Origin of the sequence: Frigoribacterium sp. VKM Ac-2530 (genome assembly GCF_015350835.1) — a bacterium.
Classification (GTDB): Bacteria; Actinomycetota; Actinomycetes; order Actinomycetales; family Microbacteriaceae; genus Frigoribacterium.
The window spans coordinates 223316-246559 of record NZ_JADKSE010000002.1 but is presented as its reverse complement, the minus strand read 5'-3'; the positions used below and the strand labels follow the sequence as shown (position 1 = coordinate 246559).

The 23244-nt window shown below is 73.8% G+C and carries 21 protein-coding genes; 17 read left to right on the top strand and 4 right to left on the bottom strand.

All coding sequences use genetic code 11. The features are described 5' to 3' along the window. Window positions 1-5 precede the first annotated feature (5 nt). From ligA to ITJ48_RS16440, 9 genes are all read left to right on the top strand, one after another. Window positions 6-2345 (top strand): NAD-dependent DNA ligase LigA, encoded by a 2340-nt coding sequence (gene ligA / locus ITJ48_RS10075; protein ID WP_194613581.1) that lies wholly within the window; start codon window positions 6-8, stop codon window positions 2343-2345. 398 nt (window positions 2346-2743) lie between these two features. Beyond that, entirely contained in the window at window positions 2744-3958 is a 1215-nt protein-coding gene (locus ITJ48_RS10070; RefSeq protein WP_194613580.1) for an alpha/beta hydrolase, read from the top strand. Window positions 3959-4077: 119 nt separating this feature from the next. Then, complete coding sequence (gatC, locus tag ITJ48_RS10065; RefSeq protein WP_123548173.1) at window positions 4078-4377, top strand: Asp-tRNA(Asn)/Glu-tRNA(Gln) amidotransferase subunit GatC; 300 nt, start codon at window positions 4078-4080, stop codon at window positions 4375-4377. Between the two features lie 2 nt (window positions 4378-4379). Next, window positions 4380-5930, top strand: coding sequence for an Asp-tRNA(Asn)/Glu-tRNA(Gln) amidotransferase subunit GatA (gene gatA / locus ITJ48_RS10060; protein ID WP_192041186.1), 1551 nt, complete (start codon window positions 4380-4382; stop codon window positions 5928-5930). Further along, complete coding sequence (gatB, locus tag ITJ48_RS10055; protein WP_194613579.1) at window positions 5930-7429, top strand: Asp-tRNA(Asn)/Glu-tRNA(Gln) amidotransferase subunit GatB; 1500 nt, start codon at window positions 5930-5932, stop codon at window positions 7427-7429. Before gatA ends, gatB begins: the two co-directional genes overlap by 1 nt. Before the next feature lie 37 nt (window positions 7430-7466). After that, window positions 7467-8309, top strand: a complete 843-nt coding sequence (locus ITJ48_RS10050; RefSeq protein WP_194613578.1) for a hypothetical protein — start codon at window positions 7467-7469, stop codon at window positions 8307-8309. Further along, window positions 8302-9138 carry a DUF3097 domain-containing protein gene (locus ITJ48_RS10045; protein WP_194613577.1) on the top strand — a complete coding sequence of 279 codons (837 nt, stop codon included), beginning with the start codon at window positions 8302-8304 and terminating at the stop codon, window positions 9136-9138. The genes ITJ48_RS10050 and ITJ48_RS10045 overlap by 8 nt, the downstream gene beginning before the upstream one ends. Before the next feature lie 188 nt (window positions 9139-9326). After that, a complete protein-coding gene (locus ITJ48_RS10040) occupies window positions 9327-9977 on the top strand; it encodes a spermidine/putrescine ABC transporter substrate-binding protein (RefSeq protein ID WP_194613576.1) in 651 nt (216 codons plus the stop codon). After that, a complete protein-coding gene (locus ITJ48_RS16440) occupies window positions 9974-10354 on the top strand; it encodes a DUF3054 domain-containing protein (RefSeq protein ID WP_194613575.1) in 381 nt (126 codons plus the stop codon). Before ITJ48_RS10040 ends, ITJ48_RS16440 begins: the two co-directional genes overlap by 4 nt. Window positions 10355-10411: 57 nt before the next feature. Here the strand turns inward: ITJ48_RS16440 and ITJ48_RS10030 are convergent, their stop codons facing one another. After that, window positions 10412-10735, bottom strand: coding sequence for an ATP-dependent DNA ligase (locus ITJ48_RS10030; RefSeq protein WP_194613574.1), 324 nt, complete (start codon window positions 10733-10735; stop codon window positions 10412-10414). 254 nt (window positions 10736-10989) lie between these two features. On the opposite strand from ITJ48_RS10030, the gene ITJ48_RS10025 reads away from it, so the two are divergent. From ITJ48_RS10025 to ITJ48_RS10005, 5 genes are all read left to right on the top strand, one after another. After that, window positions 10990-11718 carry a DedA family protein gene (locus ITJ48_RS10025; protein ID WP_194613573.1) on the top strand — a complete coding sequence of 243 codons (729 nt, stop codon included), beginning with the start codon at window positions 10990-10992 and terminating at the stop codon, window positions 11716-11718. Window positions 11719-11846: 128 nt separating this feature from the next. Then, a complete protein-coding gene (locus ITJ48_RS10020; RefSeq protein WP_194613572.1) occupies window positions 11847-12605 on the top strand; it encodes a hypothetical protein in 759 nt (252 codons plus the stop codon). A 75-nt stretch (window positions 12606-12680) separates the two neighbouring features. Continuing rightward, complete coding sequence (locus ITJ48_RS10015) at window positions 12681-13709, top strand: SDR family oxidoreductase (RefSeq protein WP_228506858.1); 1029 nt, start codon at window positions 12681-12683, stop codon at window positions 13707-13709. Next, window positions 13706-15172: an NAD(P)/FAD-dependent oxidoreductase gene (locus ITJ48_RS10010; protein ID WP_194613571.1), complete on the top strand. Its 1467-nt coding sequence runs from the start codon at window positions 13706-13708 to the stop codon at window positions 15170-15172. Before ITJ48_RS10015 ends, ITJ48_RS10010 begins: the two co-directional genes overlap by 4 nt. After that, on the top strand, window positions 15169-15624 hold the full coding sequence (locus ITJ48_RS10005) for an SRPBCC family protein (RefSeq protein ID WP_194613570.1): 456 nt from the start codon (window positions 15169-15171) through the stop codon (window positions 15622-15624). Before ITJ48_RS10010 ends, ITJ48_RS10005 begins: the two co-directional genes overlap by 4 nt. Here ITJ48_RS10005 and ITJ48_RS10000 read toward each other — a convergent pair. Beyond that, entirely contained in the window at window positions 15621-17021 is a 1401-nt protein-coding gene (locus tag ITJ48_RS10000; RefSeq protein WP_194613569.1) for a serine hydrolase, read from the bottom strand. The genes ITJ48_RS10005 and ITJ48_RS10000 overlap by 4 nt on opposite strands. A gap of 81 nt (window positions 17022-17102) precedes the next feature. Beyond that, window positions 17103-18785, bottom strand: a complete 1683-nt coding sequence (locus tag ITJ48_RS09995; protein ID WP_194613568.1) for a long-chain-fatty-acid--CoA ligase — start codon at window positions 18783-18785, stop codon at window positions 17103-17105. Between the two features lie 119 nt (window positions 18786-18904). Here ITJ48_RS09995 and ITJ48_RS09990 point away from each other — a divergent pair, with 119 nt between their 5' ends. From ITJ48_RS09990 to lepB, 3 genes are all read left to right on the top strand, one after another. After that, window positions 18905-19723 carry an SDR family oxidoreductase gene (locus ITJ48_RS09990; RefSeq protein WP_194613567.1) on the top strand — a complete coding sequence of 273 codons (819 nt, stop codon included), beginning with the start codon at window positions 18905-18907 and terminating at the stop codon, window positions 19721-19723. A gap of 181 nt (window positions 19724-19904) precedes the next feature. Then, entirely contained in the window at window positions 19905-20822 is a 918-nt protein-coding gene (locus tag ITJ48_RS09985; protein WP_194613566.1) for an oxygenase MpaB family protein, read from the top strand. Window positions 20823-20831: 9 nt separating this feature from the next. Then, a complete protein-coding gene (gene lepB / locus ITJ48_RS09980) occupies window positions 20832-21461 on the top strand; it encodes a signal peptidase I (protein ID WP_194613565.1) in 630 nt (209 codons plus the stop codon). A gap of 32 nt (window positions 21462-21493) precedes the next feature. Here the strand turns inward: lepB and ITJ48_RS09975 are convergent, their stop codons facing one another. Further along, the gene (locus ITJ48_RS09975) at window positions 21494-23197 is read right to left on the bottom strand and encodes a long-chain-fatty-acid--CoA ligase (RefSeq protein WP_194613564.1); all 1704 of its coding nucleotides are present in this window, start codon (window positions 23195-23197) and stop codon (window positions 21494-21496) included. Window positions 23198-23244 lie beyond the last annotated feature (47 nt).

Here is a 23244-nt window from a genome sequence, read left to right as displayed (position 1 = left end):
GGCCCGTGGGCGACGGGGCCGCTGGCGCGGCCGACGTCGTCGTCCCCGACGTGACGCCCGACGACCTCGCCGCCGCCCGCGACGAGGTCGCTCAGCTGACGTCGCGCGTCCTAGAGCTGCGCGACCAGTACTACGAGGGCAACGCCTCGACGGCGTCCGACGCCGACTACGACGCGCTGGTGCGGCGCCTCGCCGAGCTCGAGGGCGAGCACCCCGAGCTGCTCACGGCCGACAGCCCCACGCAGACCGTGGGCGGCCGGGCCGAGACGACCCAGTTCGCCCCCGTCGAGCACGCCGAGCGCATGCTCAGCCTCGACAACGTCTTCAGCGACGACGAGCTCGCCGAGTGGGCCGGCAAGGTCGAGCGCGACGCCGGCGCCGAGCGCGTCCGGTTCCTCTGCGAGCTCAAGATCGACGGGCTCGCCATCAACCTGCGCTACGAGCACGGCGTGCTCGTCACGGCCGCCACCCGCGGCGACGGCGTCGTCGGAGAAGACGTCACGGGCAACGTCCTCACCATGGGGACGATCCCCGAGCGTCTCGAGGGCACCGGCCACCCTCCGATCGTCGAGGTGCGCGGCGAGATCTTCTTCCCGGTCGCCGAGTTCGACCAGCTGAACGCCCGCCAGCGCGAGGCGGGCGAGCGCGTCTTCGCGAACCCGCGCAACGCCGCGGCAGGGTCCCTGCGCCAGAAGGCCGAGGGCAAGAGCCCGGAGAAGCGCGCCCTGATGGACGCACGCCTCCGGAGCCTGCGGATGCTCGTGCACGGCATCGGCGCCTGGCCCGTCCGTGAGCTCGAGCGCGACACCGACGTCCACAGCCAGAGCGAGGTCTACGACCTCCTCTCGCGTTGGGGGCTGCCCGTCTCGACCCACCACCGCGTCTACGACACGGTGCCCGAGGTGGCGGCGTTCATCCACGACTACGGAGTGCGCCGGTCGAGCGTCGAGCACCAGATCGACGGCATCGTCGTCAAGGTCGACGACCTCGCCCTGCACGACGAGCTCGGCGCCACCAGCCGGGCGCCGCGCTGGGCCACGGCGTTCAAGTACCCGCCCGAAGAGGTGAACACCGAGCTGCTCGACATCGTCGTGAGCGTGGGCCGCACCGGCCGGGCCACGCCCTTCGCCGTGATGCGCAAGGTCGAGGTCGCGGGCAGCGAGGTGCGCCAGGCGACCCTGCACAACCAGCAGGTCGTCAAGGCCAAGGGCGTGCTGATCGGCGACACCGTCGTGCTGCGCAAGGCCGGCGACGTCATCCCCGAGGTGCTCGGCCCGGTGGTGGAGCTGCGCGACGGCAGCGAGCGGGAGTTCGTCATGCCCACCGAGTGTCCCGAGTGCGGCACCACCCTGCGTCCGGCGAAGGAGGGCGACGTCGACCTCCGGTGCCCCAACGCCGAGAGCTGCCCCGCGCAGGTGCGCGGCCGCGTCGAGCACATCGCCTCGCGCGGGTCGCTCGACGTCGAGGGCCTCGGCGAGGTCGCGGCGGCCGCGCTGACGCAGCCCGTCGAGCCGTCGACGCCGCCGCTCCGCACCGAGGCGGGGCTGTTCGACCTGACGATGAGCGACATCTTCCCCGTGAGGGTCGTCGTGCGCGACTCCGAGACGGGCATGGAGAAGCTCGAGGCCGACGGAGTGCCCAAGCTCGTGACGCCGTTCCGGCGGCGCCGTGCGAAGAAGGACGGCCCCTTCGACCCCGACGCCCCGGAGTTCGCCGGCGACGAGACGAGCGTGCCGTCGAAGACGGCGATCGAGATGCTCGCCAACCTCGAGGCGGCGAAGACGAGCCCGCTCTGGCGCATCCTCGTGGGGCTCAGCATCCGCCACGTCGGGCCGGTCGCCGCCCGGGCCCTCGCCGGCCACTTCGGCTCGCTCGACGCGATCCGAGCCGCGACCCGCGACGAGCTGGCCGCCGTCGACGGCGTGGGCGGCATCATCGCCGACGCCCTGCGTGACTGGTTCGAGGTCGACTGGCACGTCGAGATCGTCGATCGCTGGGCCGCGGCAGGCGTCCAGCTCACGACGCCCGACCACCCGGGCCCCGGCGCGGCCGTCGAGGCCGGGGGAGTGCTCTCCGGCCTGACCGTCGTCGCGACCGGCAGCCTCGAGGGCTTCAGCCGGGAGGGCGCTCAGGAGGCGATCCTCGCGGCCGGCGGCAAGGCCGGCAACAGCGTGAGCAAGAAGACCGACTTCGTGGCCGCCGGCCCCGGTGCAGGGTCGAAGCTCACGAAGGCCGAGCAGCTCGGCGTCCGCATCATCGACGCGGCGGAGTTCGCTGTCCTCCTTAAGGAGGGCCCATCGGGGCTGGCTGTCCCCGTTTCGGGGGACGAATCCCCAGCGGACTAACGAAATGCCTGGTCAGGCGGCACCTCGCGCTCGTACGATGAGGGCGCGCATCGACCAGGGCTGTAGGGGGTCGTGGCTCAGGTGCGCACGAGAGGGAAAGACCCGACGTGCTGTTCCTCGCCGCAGCCATCCTGTCCGCATCGATCCACCTCTCCGGGGTGGTCGTCGGTCCCGTCGAGCCTGCCGCCGGGCCGGGAGCAGCGGGCGCCGAGGCGCACACGGTGTCCCCGGTGCGCCCGGTGTCTGAGAGGCGAACGGGGTCCGAGACGTCGGCCCGCCAGGACCGAGCCGCGTCCGAGCACGCCACGTCCGCCGGCCGGGGGACTCCGTCTGCGCCCTCGAGCCTGGCCGAGCCCGCTCGGTCGTCCCTCTCCGACGTCTGCGTGGGACCCGTCCCCGTGTCCTGCCTCGACGACCTCGCGACGGCGAGCGAGGACGAGCTCGACGGCCTGGCCGCCTCCCTGGACGCCTCCGGCGACGACACCGGTGCGCTCGTCGACGCGGTCGCCTCCGTCCGGACCGCCCCCGAGGTGGCGTCCTGGTGGGCAGGCCTCGACCCCTCGCGCCAGCTGACCCTCGTCGCTCGCGTGCCTGGTCTCGTCGGCAACCTCGAGGGCGTCCCGTACACGACCAGGGACGAGGCGAACCGGTTGTTCCTCGTGGCCGCGCGCTCCGCGATCGACGAGCGTCGGGGCACCGGCGACGAACGGCGCGACGACGACGCCCGCGCCGAGATGCTCGACCAGGTCGCCGCGGCCGTCGGGGGCCGCGCGGCCGGCGACGCGGAGCGGCACCTCGTCGTCCTCGACACGGTTCTGCCGGGCCGAGCGGCCGTCTCGGTCGGCGACCTCGACACGGCCGACGACGTCACCGTGCTCGTGCCGGGCATGTTCTTCACCGTCGGGAGCCAGCTCGTCGACTGGACGGACACGGCCGGCGAGCTCTTCGACGAGCAGCGGTCGTGGACCTACCTCCTGGCCCGGGCGGACGACGGCGGGCTCGACCAGGTCGCCGTCGTGGCCTGGCTGGGGTACCGGACCCCGGACCTGACCAACGTCTACGGGCTCGACCTCGCCCGGGTCGGCGCCGACCGCCTCGAGGACGCGATCGCGGGGCTCGACGCGGCCCGCGCCTCCTCGCCTGCCCGGGTCACGGTCGTGGGCCACTCCTACGGGTCGACGACGGCCACGCTCGCCCTGTCGTCCGGGACCGTGTCGGTCGACTCCCTCGTCCTGCTCGGCTCGCCCGGCAGCGTCGTCCCCACCGCGTCGATGCTCGACGTCGCCGGCGACGACGTCTACGCCGCGGCGGGCAGCTTCGACCCCGTGGCCGGCAGCGCGTACTTCGGCGCCGATCCCGGCACCGCCGGCTTCGGCGCCGTGCTGCTGCACACCGGGGGAGGCGCGGACGGCTACACGGGACGCGCCCTCGCCGCCGCCCTCGGCCACAACTCCTATCTCGTGCCCGGCACCGAGACCCTGCGGAGCACGGCCCTGATCGGGCTCGGCCGCGGCGACCTCGTCGACGGCGAGCCCGGCGACCCGCGCCCGGTCGCCCCGGAGGTGCCGGACCTCTCGGTCGTCCGGCCCCAGGACCTGTACGTGCGCGACTGAGCCCTGCCGCGCCCCGCGACGGGCACGACGTCCCGGGCCTGCCGGGCCGGGTGCGGCCCCGTAAGATCGTCGGGTACCCCCAGCCGCGGTACCCCAGACGAACCACGTGACGGAGCAGCATGTCTGAAATCACGCGCGAACAGGTGGAGCACCTCGCAGGTCTCGCCCGCATCGCCCTCACCCCCGACGAGATCGAGACCATGACCCGGGAGCTCGGGCAGATCGTCGACAACGTCGCCAAGGTGTCCGAGGTCGCGACCGACGACGTCCCGGCGACCAGCCACCCGATCCCGCTGACGAACGTCTTCCGCGACGACGTCGTCGGCGAGACGCTCACGGTCGAGCAGGCGCTTTCGGGCGCGCCCGACCACGACGGCTCGCGGTTCCGCGTGACCGCCATCCTGGGAGAGGAGCAGTAGACGTGGCCGACGCCTCCTCGATCATCCGCCTCAGCGCGGACGACCTCAGCACCCGCCTCGCCTCGCGCGACGTCTCGTCCGTCGAGGTCGTGCAGGCGCACCTCGACCGCATCGCCGCCGTCGACGGCGACGTGCACGCGTTCCTCCACGTGAGCGACCAGGCCCTGGCCACGGCCGCCGACGTCGACCGCCGCCGCGCCGCCGGCGACGCGATGGGCCCCCTCGCGGGCGTGCCGATCGCCGTCAAGGACGTGCTCTGCACGATCGACATGCCGTCGACCTCGGGCAGCCGCATCCTCGAGGGCTGGGTGCCGCCGTACGACGCGACCGTCGTCGCGAAGCTGCGCGCCGCCGACCTGGTGCCCCTCGGCAAGACGAACATGGACGAGTTCGCGATGGGCTCGTCGACCGAGTTCTCCGCCTACGGCCCGACCCACAACCCGTGGTCGCTGGACCGCGTGCCCGGCGGCTCGGGCGGCGGCTCGGCCGCGGCCGTCGCCGCCTTCGAGGCGCCCCTGGCCCTCGGCAGCGACACCGGCGGGTCGATCCGTCAGCCCGGTGCCGTCACGGGCACGGTCGGCGTCAAGCCCACCTACGGCGGCGTCAGCCGCTACGGCGCCATCGCGCTGGCGAGCTCGCTCGACCAGGTCGGCCCCGTCAGCCGCACCGTGCTCGACTCGGCGCTGCTGCACGACGTCATCAAGGGCCACGACCGCCGCGACTCCACCTCGCTGCGCGACGAGTGGCCGTCGTTCGCGGACGCCGCCCGCCGCGGCCTCGCCGGCGGCGCCCTGCAGGGCGTGCGCGTCGGAGTCGTCCGCCAGCTCGCCGGCGAGGGCTTCCAGGCCGGCGTGAAGGCGCGCTTCGCCGAGGCTCTCGACCTGCTCACCGGCGCCGGTGCGGAAGTCGTCGAGATCGACGCCCCGAGCTTCGAGTACGCGATCAGCGCCTACTACCTGATCCTCCCGGCCGAGGCCTCGAGCAACCTCGCGAAGTTCGACTCCGTGCGCTTCGGCATGCGCGTCGTCCCCGAGGGCCGCGGCACCGTCGAGGACGTCATGGCCGCCACCCGCGAGGCCGGCTTCGGCCCCGAGGTGAAGCGCCGCATCATCCTCGGCACCTACGCGCTGAGCGCCGGCTACTACGACGCGTACTACGGCAGCGCCCAGAAGGTGCGCACGCTCGTGCAGCGCGACTTCGCGGCCGCGTTCGAGAAGGTCGACGTGCTCGTCTCGCCGTCGGCGCCGACCACGGCGTTCCCGCTCGGCGAGAAGCTCGACGACCCGCTGTCGATGTACCTGAACGACCTCACGACCATCCCCGCGAACCTCGCCGGCGTGCCCGGCATCACGGTGCCGATGGGGCTCGCCGACGAGGACGGCCTGCCGACGGGCCTGCAGTTCATGGCTCCCGCCCGCGAGGACGCGCGTCTCTACACCTACGGCGCCGCCGTCGAGCAGCTCCTCGAGCAGGGCTGGGGCCACACTCTCATCTCGCGTGCGCCCGACCTGAGCAGCACCGAGCAGACCGCCGCCACCGAGGGAGTCATCTGATGGCCAAGGCAGACCTGATGGACTACGACGAGGCGCTCGCCCGCTACGAGGTCGTCCTCGGCTTCGAGGTGCACGTCGAGCTCGGCACCAAGACGAAGATGTTCTCCGACGCGCCGAACTTCTTCGGCGGCGAGCCGAACACGAACGTGACGCCGGTCGACCTGGGGCTGCCGGGCTCGCTGCCGGTGGTCAACGAGCAGGCCGTGACGTACTCGATCAGCCTCGGCCTCGCCCTCGGCTGCTCGATCGCCGAGAGCTCGCGCTTCGCCCGGAAGAACTACTTCTACCCGGACAACCCCAAGAACTACCAGGTCAGCCAGTTCGACGAGCCGATCGCGTTCGAGGGCGAGGTCGAGGTCGAGCTGCCCGACGGCACCGTGTTCCACGTGCCCATCGAGCGGGCGCACATGGAGGAGGACGCCGGCAAGCTCACGCACGTCGGCGGCTCGACCGGTCGCATCCAGGGTGCCGAGTACTCGCTCGTCGACTACAACCGCGCGGGCATCCCCCTCGTCGAGATCGTCACGAAGCCGATCATCGGCGCCGGCGCCCTCGGCCCCGAGCTCGGTGCCGCGTACGTCTCGACGATCCGCGACATCGTCCGCAGCCTCGGCGTCAGCGAGGCGCGGATGGAGCGCGGCAACCTGCGCTGCGACGCCAACGTGTCGCTCCGTCCGCACGGCCAGGTGGAGCTGGGCACGCGCACCGAGACGAAGAACGTCAACTCGTTCCGCTCGGTCGAGCGCGCCGTCCGCCACGAGATCCAGCGCCAGGCGGCGATCCTCGCCGCGGGCGGGACGATCACGCAGGAGACCCGGCACTGGCACGAGGACACCGGGCGCACCTCCGCCGGGCGCCCGAAGAGCGACGCCGACGACTACCGGTACTTCCCTGAGCCCGACCTGCTGCCCGTCGTCCCGTCGCGCGAGCTCGTCGAGCAGCTCCGCCTGGCCCTGCCGGAGGCGCCGGTGGCCATGCGTCGACGTCTCAAGGCCGAGTGGGCCTTCGCCGACCAGGAGTTCCAGGACGTCGTCAACTCGGGCCTCCTGCAGGAGCTCGTCGACACCGTCGCCGCCGGCGCGTCGCCCCAGGCGGCCCGCAAGTGGTGGACCGGCGAGATCGCCCGCACCGCGAACGCGGCCGGCGTCGAGCCGGCGTCGCTCGTGTCGCCCCTGCACGTCAGCGAGCTGATCGCCCTCGTCGAGTCCGGTGAGCTGACCGACCGTCTCGCCCGGCAGGTGCTCGAGGGCGTCGTCGCCGGCGAGGGCTCGCCCGCCGAGGTCGTCGCCTCGCGCGGCCTCGCGGTCGTCTCGGACGACGGCGCGCTCATCGCCGCCATCGACGAGGCGCTCGCCCAGCAGCCCGACGTGCTGGCGAAGATCCGCGACGGCAAGGTCCAGGCTGCCGGCGCCGTCATCGGTGCCGTCATGAAGGCGATGAAGGGCCAGGCGGACGCCGCGCGCGTCCGCGAGCTCGTGCTCGAGAGGGCGCAGGCCTGACCACCCGTCTCGACGCCGCAGAGGCGGCCCGGTCACGATGACCGTGCCGCCTCTGCTCCGTGCCGCCGCGCCGATGGGCCTCGCCCTCGCGGCGGCGGCGCTCGTCCTGGTGACCGCCTCGCAGCTGCTGCCCGACCGCGTGGCGGTCGTCCACCTCCGGGACGGGGCCACGGGGCTGGCCGCGAGCCGGTCCGACCTCGTGCTGATCGCCTCCTCGGTGCTCGTCGGCCTCGTCCTGGCCTGGCTGCTCACGGCCGCTGCGCTCGCGTGGACGCCCGCTCGGCACCTGCTCGTGCCGCACGCCGCGCACTGGAAGGCGGCGCCCCGCCGTCGTGAGCTGCGGCTGCGCCTGGCTCGCTGGGCCGCCCGGGCCTTCGCCGCCGCGGTCTGGTTCGTGTCGGCACTCGTCGTCCTGGCGATCGCGGGGCAGAGCGGGGGGCCGCTGTCGGCCTGGTGGCTGCCGCTCGTCGTGTCGGGCCTCTACGTCCTCGTCGTGCTCGGCGGCTTCGCCTGGGCGTTCGGGCTCGGCTTCCGACCGGACGAGTCCGCGGCCCCGACGGCGTCGGCGGCGACGGTGCCGGCACGATCGGGGGCTGCCGCCTCGGCGTCGGCGTCGACAGCCGCCCCGGCCCTGCGCGCCGACCGTGCGTCACGCCCCACCGCGCCTGCCGACCGCCCCGGGGCCAGGGCGGGGCTCGGCTCCGCCACGGGCCCCGCTGTGGCTCCCCGTGCGACCCGCCCTCCGCCGCCGAGCACCGTCCCCGGGGGGCGACCGACGGCGGGGCGGCCCGCCGGCGGCGAGCCCGACGGCAAGGGGCCGCCGCGCCCCTACCAGCCCCGACCCACCCGACCCACCCGAGGAGGACCGCCCCGTGGATGACGACCGCTACGGACAGGACGTGCTGAGCGGCGACTGGAAGCGCTCGTCGCGACCGGCGCCGACGCCCACCGACGCCGTCCGCGACCTCGTCGTCGAGGAGGCGCGCAGCGGCTTCACGGGAGCCGTCGTGCGGGTCGAGGCCGGCACCGTCGAGCTGGAGGACTGGAAGGGCCGCGTCCGCGCCTTCCCCCTCGGCGGGTCGTTCCTGATCGACGGCTCGCCGGTCGCGCTGCGCGTGCCCCGCGCGGCGCCCCAGGGGCGCGCCCGGACGGCCTCGGGCTCGTTCGCGGTCGACGGGGCCAGGGCGCGGGTCGCCCGCGAGAGCAGGATCTTCGTCGAGGGCCGGCACGACGCCGAGCTCGTCGAGAAGGTCTGGGGCGCCGACCTGCGGGTCGAGGGCGTCGTGGTCGAGTACCTCGAGGGCGTCGACCACCTGGCCGAAGTGCTCGCCGAGTTCCGGCCGACCGCGACCCGCCGCGTCGGCGTGCTGGTAGACCACCTGGTGGCCGGGTCGAAGGAGAGCCGGATCGCCGACTCGATCGCCCGCGGGCCGTCGGGGGCTCACGTGCTCGTCGTCGGCCACCCGTTCGTCGACGTCTGGCAGGCCGTGAAGCCGGGTCGCCTGGGGCTCGAGTCGTGGCCGATCGTGCCGCGCTCGGTCGAGTGGAAGCACGGCATCTGCGAGCACCTCGGCTGGCCCCACGACGACCAGGCCGACATCGCCGCCGCCTGGCAGCGGATCCTCGGCCGCGTGCGGACCTTCGGTGACCTCGAGCCCGCCCTGCTGGGACGCGTCGAGCAGCTGATCGACTTCGTCACCGTCGACTGACCCGCCCCGCCCGCCACCTCCTCATTCAGGAACATCTGTCCTGATCCGCGCGGGGAGGGGCGTGATCGTCCTGATCCGTGCACGGATCAGGACCGCGTGACGGCTCGATCCTGATACCTGGGACGTCGGAGGTGCGAATCGCCCGACGGCAGCGGCCCCCGACGGGCTCCGCGCCCTAGATTCGTCGCATGGCCGATTCCATCGAGGGGCAGGTGCGCGGCGCGGTCGACGCCTGGCTGCGCTGGCTGCCGCGCTGGCGGATCGGCACGGCCCGCGGGCGCACCCGGGTCTGCCGCACCTGCTTCGGCTCGCCGGTCTCCACCGCGGCGGGCCTCGACCACGACGTGCCGCACGCCGTCCAGCACGCGCTGCTCAACCGCCTCCGGCACATCGTCGACGCCGAGGTCGAGACCTACACGGCCCGCAACCTGCCCCTGGTCGACCGCGAGCTGCGGCGTGCCGCGGCGGGCGAGCCCGACGGGTACCGGCCGGAGGCCGACCTGGCACCCGAGTTCGACGGCCTCGACGTCGACCCCGAGCCCGACCCGACCCAGCCGTTCCTGTTCACCCTGGCCGGCCTCGCCGCCGAGGACGCGCCTCCTGCAGGCCCGACCGACGAGGAGGCGGCGGCCGAGCCGGTGTTCACCGAGCAGGCCAAGCAGGCCCTCCGTCGCGAGCTCGCCCTCGCCGACGAGCACGCGCAGGCGGTCGGGACGGCCCTCTGCTTCGCCGTCGCCGACCACCGGGAACGCATCGCGGAGGCCCTGGCGCGCCTCGTCGAGCCGCAGGTCGACGACCTGCTCGCCGAGCTGTCGCGCACCCTGGAGCAGCCCCGGTGACCGCGCGCAGGTCTCCGTGGTGGGCCTTCGTCGCGGATCTCGTGCTCGTGGTGGCGTTCGTCCTGATCGGGCGTCGCAGCCACGACGAGGGGTCGGCGCTGGCCGGTGTGCTGACGACCCTGTGGCCGTTCGCCGCGGGGCTCGTCGTCGGCTGGGCCCTCGTGCTGGTGCGCGGTCGGGCGCTCCCGGCCGTCGGCTCCGGCCTCGTCGTGTGGCCTGCCACGGTCGTCGTCGGGATGGTGCTCAGGGTGATCAGTGGTCAGGGCACGGCGGTGAGCTTCGTGGTCGTCACGGTCGTCGTGCTCGGCGTCTTCTTGCTGGGCTGGCGAGCACTCGCGAGGCTGCGGCGCCGTCGGGCCCGCGGCTCGCGTCGCTGACGACCTGGGGGCGCCAAGGCGCCGAGGCGCCGACGCGCCCGCAGCCGCCCGGGGCCGCTACTTGCGCTTGACCGAGTTGTCGAGGCTCGGCTCGTCGGTGAGCACCAGGCCGGACGAGCTGTTGGAGGAGGTGGTCAGCTCGGCGAGCCACTCGCGGCTGATCGTCGGGACGCGACCGCCGGAGTACTTGAAGTAGAGGGGGATGCCCGGGTCGAGCCAGATGCTGCTGCGGCCGTCGCCGACCTTCTGGGTGTCGCGCCAGGAGAAGAAGAACGACTCGCGTCGTCGCAGCTTGGTGGCGATGACGATCTGCAGGTGCTCGAGCGTCCTGTCGTCGAACTCGATCTCGATGCTCGACGTGCCGTAGATCAGCGATCCCATGGGAGTACCCGTTCAGTCCTGTCGTCCGTGCCGGACCGCGGCTCGGGGTGAGCGGAGCGGTCGGTGACAACCTACCGTGCGCCTCCGACAGGGTCGCCCCGAGTCCGGTCGTGTCCCGGTGCGGGGGCGGACGCGCGTTGGGCGAGGGCGCCGCGGTGCAGAGCGTGCAGCGTCCGGGGCTGCGCCCAGCCGTCCCTGCCATGCTCGACGAGCCGATCCGAGCCCTCGCGGGCCACGAACCGACCCAGGGACCCATGACCTCCACCGCTGCCAGCCCGCTCCTCCTCGCCGCCTCGACCGTCTCGGGCCCGACCGCCTCCGGCCCGACCGCCTCCGCCTCGCCCGGCTCGCTCACCGAGAGCGACGGCATCGTCGGCATCGCCTCCCGCGTCATCGACGCCGCCGGCGAGTGGGGCGTCGGCCTGCTCACGTTCGTCGAGACGGTGTTCCCGCCGATCCCCAGCGAGCTGATCCTGCCCCTGGCCGGTGCGCTGGCGGGCAGCGGCGACATGAACGTCGTCCTGCTCGTGGCCACGGCCACGCTCGGCGCCTACGTGGGCGCCCTGGTGCTCTACTGGCTGGGCGCGGTGCTCGGCCTCGAGCGCAGCATCCGCTGGCTGTCGAAGCTGCCGCTCGTCGACCGCGAGGACTTCGACTCGGCGGCGGGCTGGTTCCACCGCCACGGCCGGTCGGCGGTCTTCTTCGGGCGCTTCATCCCCGGGGTGCGGAGCCTCATCTCGCTGCCCGCGGGCGCCGACCGGATGCCGCTCGTCACCTTCTCGCTCTTCACGATCATCGGCAGCGGCCTCTGGAACACGCTCCTGATCGGGCTGGGCGTCGCCCTCGGCACCCAGTACGAGCTGATCGACCGCTACGCGACGTACCTCGACTACGCCGTCTACGCGGCCATCGCCGGGGTCGTCCTGTGGCTCGTCGTCCGGGCGGTGCGGCGTCGCCGTGCGGCCGAGCGCACCCGGGGCTGATCCGTCCCGTCGTGCCGGGGGCGCGCTCGGAGGGGATCCCCACGGCCCGTCCAGGCGGATGGCCCAGGTCGTCCGTACTGTCGGACACCCCGGGAGGCTCCCGGGACCACCGGAAGGAACGGCACACCATGGGATTCCTCGACAAGCTCCTCGGACGCGACGACCCGCAGGACGGCGCGACGCCGCAGGGCGCGCAGCAGCAGGCCCCTCAGCAGACCGGTCAGCGTCCCGGCGGTCGCACCGACGACGAGATCGCCGTCGAGCGCTACCGCTACCTGCTCCGCACCGCGCCGCCGGAGACCATCGAGCAGGTGCACGCCGAGGCGTTCGCGACCCTGACGCCCGAGCAGCGCCGCACGGTCTTCGACGAGCTCAGCCGCCAGTCGCCCCAGGGCGAGCAGCCCCGCGGTGACGACGCGGGCTCGCTGGCCCAGGCGGCCACCCGCTCCGAGCTGCGTCGTCCCGGCACCCTCGAGCAGACCCTGGGAGGCGGCCAGCAGGGCGCGCAGGCCGGCGCCGGCCAGGCACCGGGCCGGCAGGGCGGCGGCATGGGCATGGGCTCGATCATCGGCGGCTCGTTGCTCGGCACGGTCGCCGGCTACGTGATCGGCTCGGCCCTCGTCAGCTCGTTCCTGCCCGACGGCGGCGACGCCACGGCCGACGGCGGGGACGCGGGCGACGCCGGTGCCGAGGGCGACGCCGCTGCCGACGGCGGCGCGGACGGCGGTGCGGGCGCCGACGCCGGCTCCGACCCGCAGCTGGCCGGCGGCGACGCGACCGGCGGCGACCCGGGCGCGGCAGGCGACTTCGGGGGCGGCGACTTCGGCGGCGGGTTCGGGGGCGGCGACTTCGGCGGGGGCGGCGGCTTCGGCGACTTCGACATCTGACCGGGACCCCTGGCCAGGACTACCGTCGACCACCCGCACCCCGACGACCCCGTCGCAGACCGTCTGAGGAGACCCATGAGCAAGCTCGATCCCACCATCTCTCGCATCGCCGTCGTGACGGGGGGCAGCGCGGGTCTCGGACGGGCCGTGGTGCGCGAGCTCGCCGACCGCGGCTGGGACGTCGCGGTGCTCGCGCGGGGACAGGAGGGGCTGGACGGCGCCGTCGCCGACGTCCGGGCGGCCGGTCGCCGCGCCCTGGGCGTCCCCACCGACGTCGCCGACCGCGAGCAGGTCGAGGCGGCCGCGACGCGCGTCGAGGACGAGCTCGGCGACATCGGCCTCTGGGTCAACTGCGCCATGGTCGGGGTGTTCGGCGAGTTCCTCGAGACCGACCCCGACGACTTCGAGCGTGCCACCCAGGTGAACTACTTCGGCTTCGTCAACGGCACCCGCGCGGCCCTGTCGCGCATGACGCCGCGTGACAAGGGCCACGTGATCCAGGTGGGCTCCGCCCTCGCGCACCGGGGCATCCCGCTGCAGGCCGCCTACTGCGCCTCGAAGCACGCCGTGCAGGGGTTCACCGAGTCGGTGACGACCGAGCTGATCCACAACCGGAGCCACGTCGTCATCTCGACCGTGGACATGCCGGCGCTCAACACGATCCAGTTCAACTGGGTCCGGTCGCGTCTCCCCGAGCACCCGAAGCCGGTGCCGCCGATCTTCCAGCCCGAGGTGGGCGCCCGGGCGATCGCCGACGTGGCCGACAAGCCGCGTCGTCGCTCGTGGATCGGCGAGCCGACCGTCATGACGGTGCTCGGCAACCGGTTCGTGGCGAACTGGCTCGACGTGTACCTCGCCAAGACCGGCTACAGCGGACAGCAGGCGCCCGAGAAGTCCGAGCCGATGTGGCCCGACAACCTGTACAGCCCGGTCGCGGGCGACCACGGCGCCCACGGCATCTTCGACGACCAGGCCCGCTCGACCAGCCCGCAGGTCTGGTACACGCGCAACCGCGGCGTCAGCTACGCGCTCGCCGCGGCGGGTGCCCTCGGCGCGGGCGCCGCCGTGGTGCGGGCCGTCGCCGGCAGCCGGCGCCGCCCGTGACGGCCGCCTTCGACGCCGTCGTCGTCGGGGCCGGGCCGAACGGCCTCTCCGCCGCCGTCGTGCTCGCGCGGGCAGGGCTCCGGGTCCAGCTGCTCGAGCGCGCCGACACCATCGGCGGCGGCACCCGCACCGCCGAGCTGACCCTGCCGGGGTTCCGCCACGACATCTGCTCGGCGGTGCACCCCATGGCGATGGCCTCCGGCTTCTTCCGGCGGTGGGGGCTGCAGCAGCGGGTCGAGATGATCGTGCCCGAGGTCTCGTACGGGCACCCGCTCGACGGCGGCACGGCGGGCGTGGCGTACCGCGACCTCGAGCGGACCGCCGACGGCCTCGGCGTCGACGGCCCCACCTGGCACCGGATGTTCTCCCGCCTCGTCGACCTCGAGCCCGAGCTCTCGCAGTTCACCCTGTCGCCGATCCTCCAGGTGCCCCGCCACCTCGGCACGACGGTCGAGTTCGGCCTGCGGATCCTGCACCAGGCAGGACCGTGGTGGGACGCCGGCCTCCGCACCGAGGAGGCGCGCGCGCTGCTGGCGGGCGTCATGGCCCACGCCATCCGCCCGATGCCGAGCCTCAGCGCGTCGGCCGCAGGCCTCGCCCTCGCGGTGCACGGCCACGGCTACGGGTGGGCGGTGCCGCGCGGCGGCAGCCAGGCGATCGCGGACGCGCTCGCCGACGACCTGGTCGCGCACGGCGGCGTGATCGAGACCGGCGTCGAGGTGACCAGCCTGCGTCAGCTCGACGCGTCCGTCCGGCTGCTCGACGTGACCCCGAAGCAGCTGATCGCGATCGCCGGCGACGAGATGCCGGCCGGGTACCGACGCCGGCTGGAGCGGTTCCGCTACGGGGGAGGCGCCTCCAAGGTGGACTTCGCCCTCAGCGGCCCCGTGCCGTGGCAGGCCGAGGAGCTGCGGCGCACGCCGACCGTGCACCTCGGCGGCGACCGGGCAGCCGTCGCGCGGGCCGAGCACGACGTCGCCCGCGGCGTGCACCCTGCCGAGCCGTTCGTGCTCGCGGTGCAGGCGGGCGTCGTCGACGACACCCGCGCGCCCGCCGGGCAGCACGCCCTGTGGACCTACGCGCACGTGCCGAACGGCAGCACCGTCGACATGACCGAGGCGGTCACGCAGCAGATCGAGCGGTTCGCGCCCGGCTTCCGCGACCTCGTCCTCGCCTCCCGCGCCCACACGGCGTCCGACCTCGAGGAGCACGACCCGAACTACGTTGGCGGCGACATCGCGTCGGGCGCTCCCACGATGCGGCAGCTGATCGCGCGCCCGGTGGTGTCGACCGACCCGTGGCGCACCCCTGTCCCGGGCACCTACCTCGCGTCGTCGTCCGTGCCGCCCGGCCCCTCCGTGCACGGGATGGGCGGGGCCTACGCCGCCCTGAGCGCGCTGCGCCACGAGTTCGGCGTCGAGCACCTGCCCCGGCTGGGGCCCGACGGAGGGACGACGACGTGAGCCGTGACCAGAGGTTCGTCGAGGCATCGCCGCACGACGTCTTCGACGTGCTGAGCGACGGCTGGCTCTACCCGAGCTGGGTGGTGGGCGCCTCGCGCATCCGCGACGTCGAGCTCACCTGGCCGGCCGTCGGGGCGCGGATCCACCACTCCTTCGGCGTCTGGCCGCTCGTCGTCGACGACACCACGAGCGTGCTCGTGTGGCACCCGCCGCACCAGGCAGTCCTCCGCGCGAGGGGCTGGCCGCTGGGGGAGGCCCAGGTGACGCTCACCGTCCACGACCGGACCGGCGGCTGCCTCGTCGTGATGGAGGAGGAGGCGGTCACCGGGCCGGGCGCACTCGTCCCCGACGCCGTGCTCGATCCTGCGCTCGGCGTCCGCAACCGCGAGACGCTCCGGCGCCTGGCGTGGCTGGCCGAGGGACGGCTGCGCGACCGGGTCTCGCCGAGCTAGAGCGGGGCCGTCTCGCCGCCGCGCGGCGCTCGCAGCTGACGGAGTGCCGGCGCGTGCAGCGGTGTCGTCTCCCACCGGACGTCGGCGGCGCCTCCGTCGAGCACCAGGTGCAGGCGGTGCGGCGTCTCGACGAACATCACGTCCACGTGCAGCGCCGCGCCCCGGCGGCCCGCGGTGACCGCGAGCGCGTCGGTGACGGTCCAGGCGCCGAGGACGACCTCGGCCTCGAGCACGTCGTCGCCCTCGTGCAGCAGCACGCACCACGACGGCCCCTCGTCCGCCAGCTCGACGGACGTCAGCGACGACTGCTCGCTCGACGACGTCGGCACGAAGGAGGCGGCACGCAGCTCGGCAGCGCCGGCGTCGTCCTCGAGGGGCGCCAGCCCGAGCGCGGCCGTGCGGCGGGCCAGCGCGTCGTCGGCGGCCGCGTCGCCCGGGCCCTCGAAGGCTGGCAGGAGGTGCTGCCAGGCGAGGTCGAGCACGGCCTGCATGTCGACGGTCTGTCCGGTGAGCGCGAGCACGACGTCGTGCTCGGGCAGCACGACGCAGAACTGGCCGTAGGCGCCGTCTCCGCGATAGCCGTGCCGGGCCATCCAGAACTGGAAGCCGTAGCCCTGGCTCCAGTCCGCGTTCGCCTCGTCGGGGTTCGCGACCTGCACCCGGGTCGCCTCGTCGACGTAGGAGGCAGGCAGCAGCTGCCTGCCCTGCCACACGCCCCGCTGCAGCCACAGCTGGCCGAGCAGCGCCACGGCCTCGGTCTGCGCGTGCAGGCCGCTGAAGCCGATCTCGCGGCCGCTGTCGTCGCGCTGCCAGCTCGCCTGCCCGATGCCGAGCGGCTCGAACAGCCGCGGACGCAGGTAGTCGGTGAGCGACAGGCCGGAGGCGCGCTGCACGATCGCCGCGACCGCGTAGGTGCAGGGCTGGTTGTAGGCGAAGACCGAGCCGGGGTCGGCCTCCGGCGGCGTGAGGAGGAACCCGCGGACGAGGTCGGCCGGGTCGGCCTCGAGCGCGCGGCCGAGGGCCTCGGCCTGGTGGCCGCTCGACATCGCGAGCACGTCGCGGACGCGCATGGAGCGGCTGCGGGGGTCGGTCACGTCGGCGTCGAGCTCGGGGAAGTGGCTGAGCACGGTGTCGTCGAGGCCGAGGAGGCCCTCGTCGACTGCGAAGGCGACGGCGGTCGAGGTGAAGCTCTTGCTCAGCGAGTAGAGCAGGTGGACCCGGTCGGCCGAGTACGGGGCCCACCAGCCCTGCGTCACCACGGAGCCGTGACGCACGAGCACGATGCTGTGGGGCTCGACGCCGGGCGTGGACTCGAGCCCGTCGAGGAAGGCCTCGACGCCGGCGGCGTCGATCCCCTCGGCGGACGGCGTGCTGGTGGGCAGAGCGTCGATGGTCATGCCGTCGAGGCTAGCGCCGGCCGGCCCGAGCTGGTCGGCGAGGCGGCGGCGGCGGCCACGGCGGCGGCTGGTCGGCCCGGGTCAGCGGTCGGCGAGCTCGTCCCGCACCTTGCGGCGCAGGACCTTGCCGATCAGCGACTTCGGCAGCTCGTCGACGACCACGATGCGACGGGGCACCTTGTAGGGCGTGAGGTGCTGGCGGGCGAAGGCGCGCAGCGCCTGCACGTCGACCTCGGCACCAGGGTGCAGCACGATCGCGGCCGCGACCTGCTCGCCGCCGGGGGAGGGCAGGCCGACCGCAGCGGCCTCGGCCACTCCCTCGTGACGCAGCAGCACCTCCTCGACCTCGGACGGGCTCACGTTGAAGCCGCCGGTGATGATGAGCTCCTTGATGCGGTCGACGATGCGGACGAAGCCGTCGGGGTCGATCGTGACGATGTCGCCGGTGCGGAACCAGTCGCCGTCGACGAAGACCTCGCTGGACTCCTGCGGCTTCCGCCAGTAGCCGCTGAAGACCTGGGGGCCGCGCACGATCAGCTCGCCGCTCTCGCCGGCGGGCACGTCGACCGTCGGGTCCTCCGGTTCGACGACGCGCACCTCCGTGCTCGACAGGGGCAGGCCCACGGTGCCGGCGCGACGGGTCGGGCCGACGGGGTTGGCCATCAGCACGGGCGAGCACTCGGAGAGGCCGTAGCCCTCGACGAGCCAGCCGCCCGACTGCTCCTCCCACGGCTCGACGACCTCGGCGGAGAGCGGCATGGCGCCGGAGATCGCGACCTCGACGCCCTGCAGCGAGACGCCCGCGTCGTCGGCGGCCTTCCGGAGGCGCGTGTAGATGGGCGGGACCGCCGGCAGGAAGGTCGGCGGGCGCTTCTTCATCACCTTGAGCACGAGGGCCGGGTCGAAGGCGGGGAAGAGCACGAGACGGGCGCCCATGCTCATCGCGAAGGTGAGGCAGAGGGTCAGGCCGTAGGCGTGGAACATCGGCAGCACGGCGTAGACGGTGCAGTCGCCCCGCGTGATGGTGGGCACCCACGCCCGCGACTGCGCCGCGTTCGAGAGCAGGTTCGCGTGGGTCAGCTGGGCGCCCTTGGGGGTGCCGGTGGTGCCGCTCGTGTACTGGATGACCGCGAGGTCGGAGGTCTCGGGGCGAGGGTGCTTCGCCTTGATGCGGGACGAGCCGACGACCTTCTCCCACGGGACGGTGCCGCGCACGGTCGTGGTCAGGCGGTCGCGGGACTCGCGGGCCTTCTTGATCGGCAGGCGGAGGGCGGTGCGGGTCGCGAGGGGCATGCCGCGGGTGACGTCGATCGACACGATCGAGTCGACGGCGACGTCGGAGGGGAAGTCCTGCAGGGTCTCGACGACCTTGTCCCACGCGATGGCGATCTTCGCGCCGTGGTCCTCGAACTGGTGCCGTAGCTCACGCGGCGTGTAGAGCGGATTGTGCTCGACGACGATCGCGCCGAGGCGCAGCACCGCGTAGAACGCCACCACGTGCTGGGGGCTGTTCGGCAGCACGAGGGCGACGGTGTCGCCGTGACGGACGCCGAGCTTGCGCAGGCCCTCGGCGGCGCGCGAGATCTGGTCGACGAGCTCGGCGTACGTGGTGGTCGCGCCGAAGAACTCGAGCGCCACCGACCTCGGGTACTCGGCGGCCGTGCCCTCGACGATGTCGAGGAGGGAGCCCGTGACGGGCTCGATGTCGTGGGGGACGCCGGGAGCGTAGGAGGCCAGCCAGGGACGAGCGGTGTCGATGGTCACGACCCCACTCTAGGCCGAGATGCGCACCCTCCGAGCTGGCTGTGCGCGCGTCGGGGAGGCCGGGCGTTCAGTGGAACCGCGCTCCCGACAGCGCGACACCACACGACGAGAGGAACACCGTGAGCAAGGTCTGGTTCATCACCGGGGCATCGAAGGGCTTCGGCCGTGAATGGGCGGAGGCGGCCCTCGAGCGCGGCGACAGCGTCGCCGGCACGGCCCGCGAGCTGGAGGCGGTGGACGCGCTCGTCGAGCAGTACCCCGACACGTTCCTGCCGATCCAGCTCGACGTCACCGACCGCGCCGCCGACGTGGCCGCCGTGCAGCAGGCCGCCGAGCACTTCGGCCGCCTCGACGTCGTCGTCAACAACGCCGGCTACGGCCACTTCGGCATGGTCGAGGAGATCACCGAGGAGGAGGCGCGCGGCCAGCTCGAGACGAACCTCTTCGGCGCCCTCTGGGTGACGCAGGCGGCCCTGCCGATCATGCGCGAGCAGGGCTCCGGCCACGTCGTCCAGGTCTCGAGCATCGGCGGCATCAGCGCGTTCCCGACCGTCGGCATCTACCACGCGTCGAAGTGGGCCCTGGAGGGCATCAGCCAGTCGCTCTCGCAGGAGGTCGCCGGCTTCGGCATCTCGGTCACGCTCGTCGAGCCCGGCGGCTTCTCGACCGACTGGTCGGGCCCGTCCGCCTCGCGCAGCGACGAGAACGAGGCGTACGCCGAGGTCCGCGAGGCCGCGTCCAAGCGTCCCTCGGCCGCCGACCCCGGCGACCCCACGGCCACCCGCACGGCGATCCTCAAGGTCGTCGACGCCGACGAGCCGCCGCTCCGCGTCTTCTTCGGCAAGGCGCCGCTGGGCATCGCCAAGAAGGACTACGAGTCGCGCCTCGCGCTGTGGGAGGAGTGGCAGCCCGTCGCCGAGGAGGCGCACGGCAACTGACGCCTGCCTGCCTGCCCTGCCCGCGCCTCCTCGTCTCGACACCGGGACGAGGAGGCGCGGTGCGTCCAGGGCAGGACGGCCGGACCGCCTCGACCGCCTCGACTGCCTCGACTGCCTCGACGTCGAGACTCCCGCGCTCGCCGAGGGCAGGCGCCCAGCCCCCGCGGCGCATGATCGGAGGATGCCCGCCCTGACCGAGCCGCTCCGCGCCCGCCTCCAGTACACCTTCAACGGCCAGTACACGGGCACGCCCGAGTGGGTCACCGACCTCGCGAAGGGCGACGACGAGGGCTTCTTCGCGCCGGGGTCGGCGGTCTGGGCCGTGCACGGCTCGAACACCGCCATCCTCGCCGGGGTGCGCGCCCTGCTCGTGCAGGCGCTGCACCCGGGGGCGCTCGCCGGGGTGCACGACCACTCGCGGTTCCGCGAGGACCCGCTCGGCCGGCTGGCCGGCACGATCCGCTGGATCTACACCGTGACCTACGGCAGCCAGGAGGCGGCGACCCACGCCTCCCAGTGGGTCAGCCGCCTGCACACCAAGGTGGTCGGCAGCTACGACGACCGGAACGGCGTGTCGCACGACTACGCCGCGAACGACCCGGAGCTGCTCAGCTGGGTGCACATGGCCTTCGCGGACTCGTTCCTCGCCGCCTACTTGGCGTGGGGCGAGGGCGAGGTGCCCGGCGGGCCTGACGCGTACGTGCGCGAGTGGGCGACCGCCGGCGAGCTGATGGGCGTGGTGGACCCGCCGCGCTCGGTCGCCGAGATGCAGGACCAGCTCATGGCGTTCGACCGCCGCGGGATCCTCGAGCGCACCGCCCGGACCGAGGAGGTGGTGGGCTTCATCAAGCGGCCGCCCCTGTTCCCGGTGCTGCGCGTCGGCTACCCGGTGCTGTTCAACGGCGCCGTGGGGACGCTGCAGCCGCGGTTCCGCGAGCTGCTCGGCCTGCGTGCACCGCACGTCGGGCCGGTCGACCTGCCGACCACCCGGCCCGCGGGCGTGATGCTCGGGGCGATCGGCCGCGTGCTCGGCGACAAGCCGGTGGCCGAGGAGCACTCGCTGGCGCGGCTCGAGCGGCTGCGGCGGCCCGCGGCGTAGCCGCCGCCGATGCGGACGCAGGAGGATGGGGGCGTGACCGATCCTGCCGACGCTGCCGCGCCTCCTGCGACCCGGCGGGCGGGAGGGCTGCGCTGGCTGCGCGACCTCGTCGTGATCGTGTTGGTCGCCCTGCTGGTGTCGTGGGGCGTCCGGACGTTCCTGGTGAGGTCGTTCTTCATCCCGTCGGCGTCGATGGAGCAGACCCTGCTGATCGGCGACCGCATCCTCGTGAACGAGCTCGTGCCCGACGTGATGGACCTGCACCGGGGCGACGTCGTCGTCTTCGAGGACCCGGGCGGCTGGCTGACGGCAGGCGAGGGCGACGACCTCGTCAAGCGCGTGATCGGGCTGCCCGGCGACACCGTCTCGTGCTGCGACGCCGAGGGGCGCCTGCTGGTGAACGGCGAGCCGCTCGACGAGCCGTACCTGAACGTGCCCGAGGGGGACCCGGCGTCGCTCGCGCCGTTCGACGTCACCGTGCCCGACGGCGCGCTCTGGGTGATGGGCGACAACCGCGAGCAGTCGGCCGACTCCCGGTCGCACGTGACCGGCCCCTACGAGGGCTTCGTGCCGCTCGACCACGTCGTCGGCCGCGCGACGGTCGTCTTCTGGCCGCTCGGCCGCTGGGCGGTGCTGTAGGGCCGAGGAGGCGCGGCGAGCGTCGCCCCCGGTCAGCGACCGGCGATGAGGGCGTCGCGGACCTCGCGGCGGAGCACCTTGCCGATCAGCGACCGGGGCAGCTCGTCGACCACGACGACGCGACGCGGCACCTTGTAGGCGGCGAGCTGCTCGCGGCAGTGGTCGCGCACCGCCTCGGGGTCGACCGTGCTGCCGGGCTCGACGACGATCGCGGCGACGACGTCCTCGCCGCCGCCGTCGCGCGGCAGGCCGACGACCGCGGCCTCGGCCACTCCGGCGACGCCGCGCACCGCCTCCTCGACCTCGGAGGGGGCGACGTTGAAGCCGCCCGTGACGATCAGCTCCTTGATGCGGTCGACGATGGTGACGTAGCCGTCGGCGCTCATGCTGACGATGTCGCCGGTGCGGAACCAGCCGCCGGGCAGGAACGCCTCGGCCGTCTCGTCGGGGCGGTTCCAGTAGCCGCGGAACACCTGCGGCCCGCGGAGGATCAGCTCGCCAGCCGCGCCGGGGGTGACGGGGCGCTCGGGGTCGGGGTCGTCCCGGTCGACGACGCGCGCCTCGGTCGAGGGGAACGGCACGCCCACGGTGCCCGGGCGACGGGTCGGCCCCATCGGGTTGCCGAGGGCGACCGGCGACGTCTCGGTGAGCCCGAAGCCCTCGACGAGCATGCCGCCCGTGACGCGCTCCCAGGCGGTGACCGTCGAGAGGGGGAGGTTCATCGCGCCCGAGATGGCGAAGCGCGCGCTGCGGAGGTCGACGCCGCGCTGCTCGGCGGCCTCGGCGAGGCGCTGGTAGATCGGCGGGACCGCGGGCAGGAAGGTCGGCGGGTGCTTCGCCGCGGCCTTGAGCACGAGGTCGACGTCGAACTTGGGGAAGAGCACGAGCCGTGCCCCGATCCGCATCGCGAAGGTGAGGCAGAGCGTCAGGCCGTAGGCGTGGAAGAACGGCAGCACGCCGTACACCGTCTCCTCGCCCTCGACGGCGCCCTGCACCCAGGCGCGTCCCTGCTCGGCGTTGCTGCGGAGCGACCGGTGGGTCAGCACGGCGCCCTTCGGCGAGCCGGTCGTGCCGCTCGTGTACTGCAGCAGGGCGACGTCGTCGAGGGCAGGGCGCGGGTGGCGCCTCTTCAACGGGCGGCCCGAGACGAGGTCGGGCCAGCTGAGGTCGCCGACGGCACGGGCGGTGAGCGCCGCGCGCGACTTCCGCGCCGCGGGGATCGGCAGCTTGAGGGCGAGCCGGGTGCCGAGGGGCATGCCCCGGGTCACGTCGACCGAGACGACCGTGTCGAAGCGGAGGTCGCCGGGCAGCTCGCGGAGGCGCCCGACGAGCTTGTCCCAGGCGATGGCGACCTTCGCGCCGTGGTCCTCGAAGAGGTGGCGAAGCTCGCGGTCGGTGTAGAGCGGGTTGTGCTCGACGACGACCGCGCCGAGGCGGAGCGTCGCGTAGAAGGCCACCACGTGCTGCGGGCTGTTCGGCAGCAGGATCGCCACACGGTCGCCTGCCGTCACGCCGAGCTTGCGGAGGCCCTCGGCGGCCCGGTCGATCTCGTCGCCGAGGTCGCGGTACCTGGTCTCGCACCCGAAGAACTCGAGGGCGACCTTGCCGCGGTGGGCAGCCACCGCGTCGTCGATCAGGTCGACGAGCGTGCCCGTCACGGGCTCGATGTCGGCGGGGACGCCCGGGGCGTAGCTGTGCAGCCAGGGGCGGGCGTCGGACTCGGCGTCGGCGGTCATGCCGACATCGAACCATCCCGAGGTCCGGGCGACCTGCGAGGGCGCCC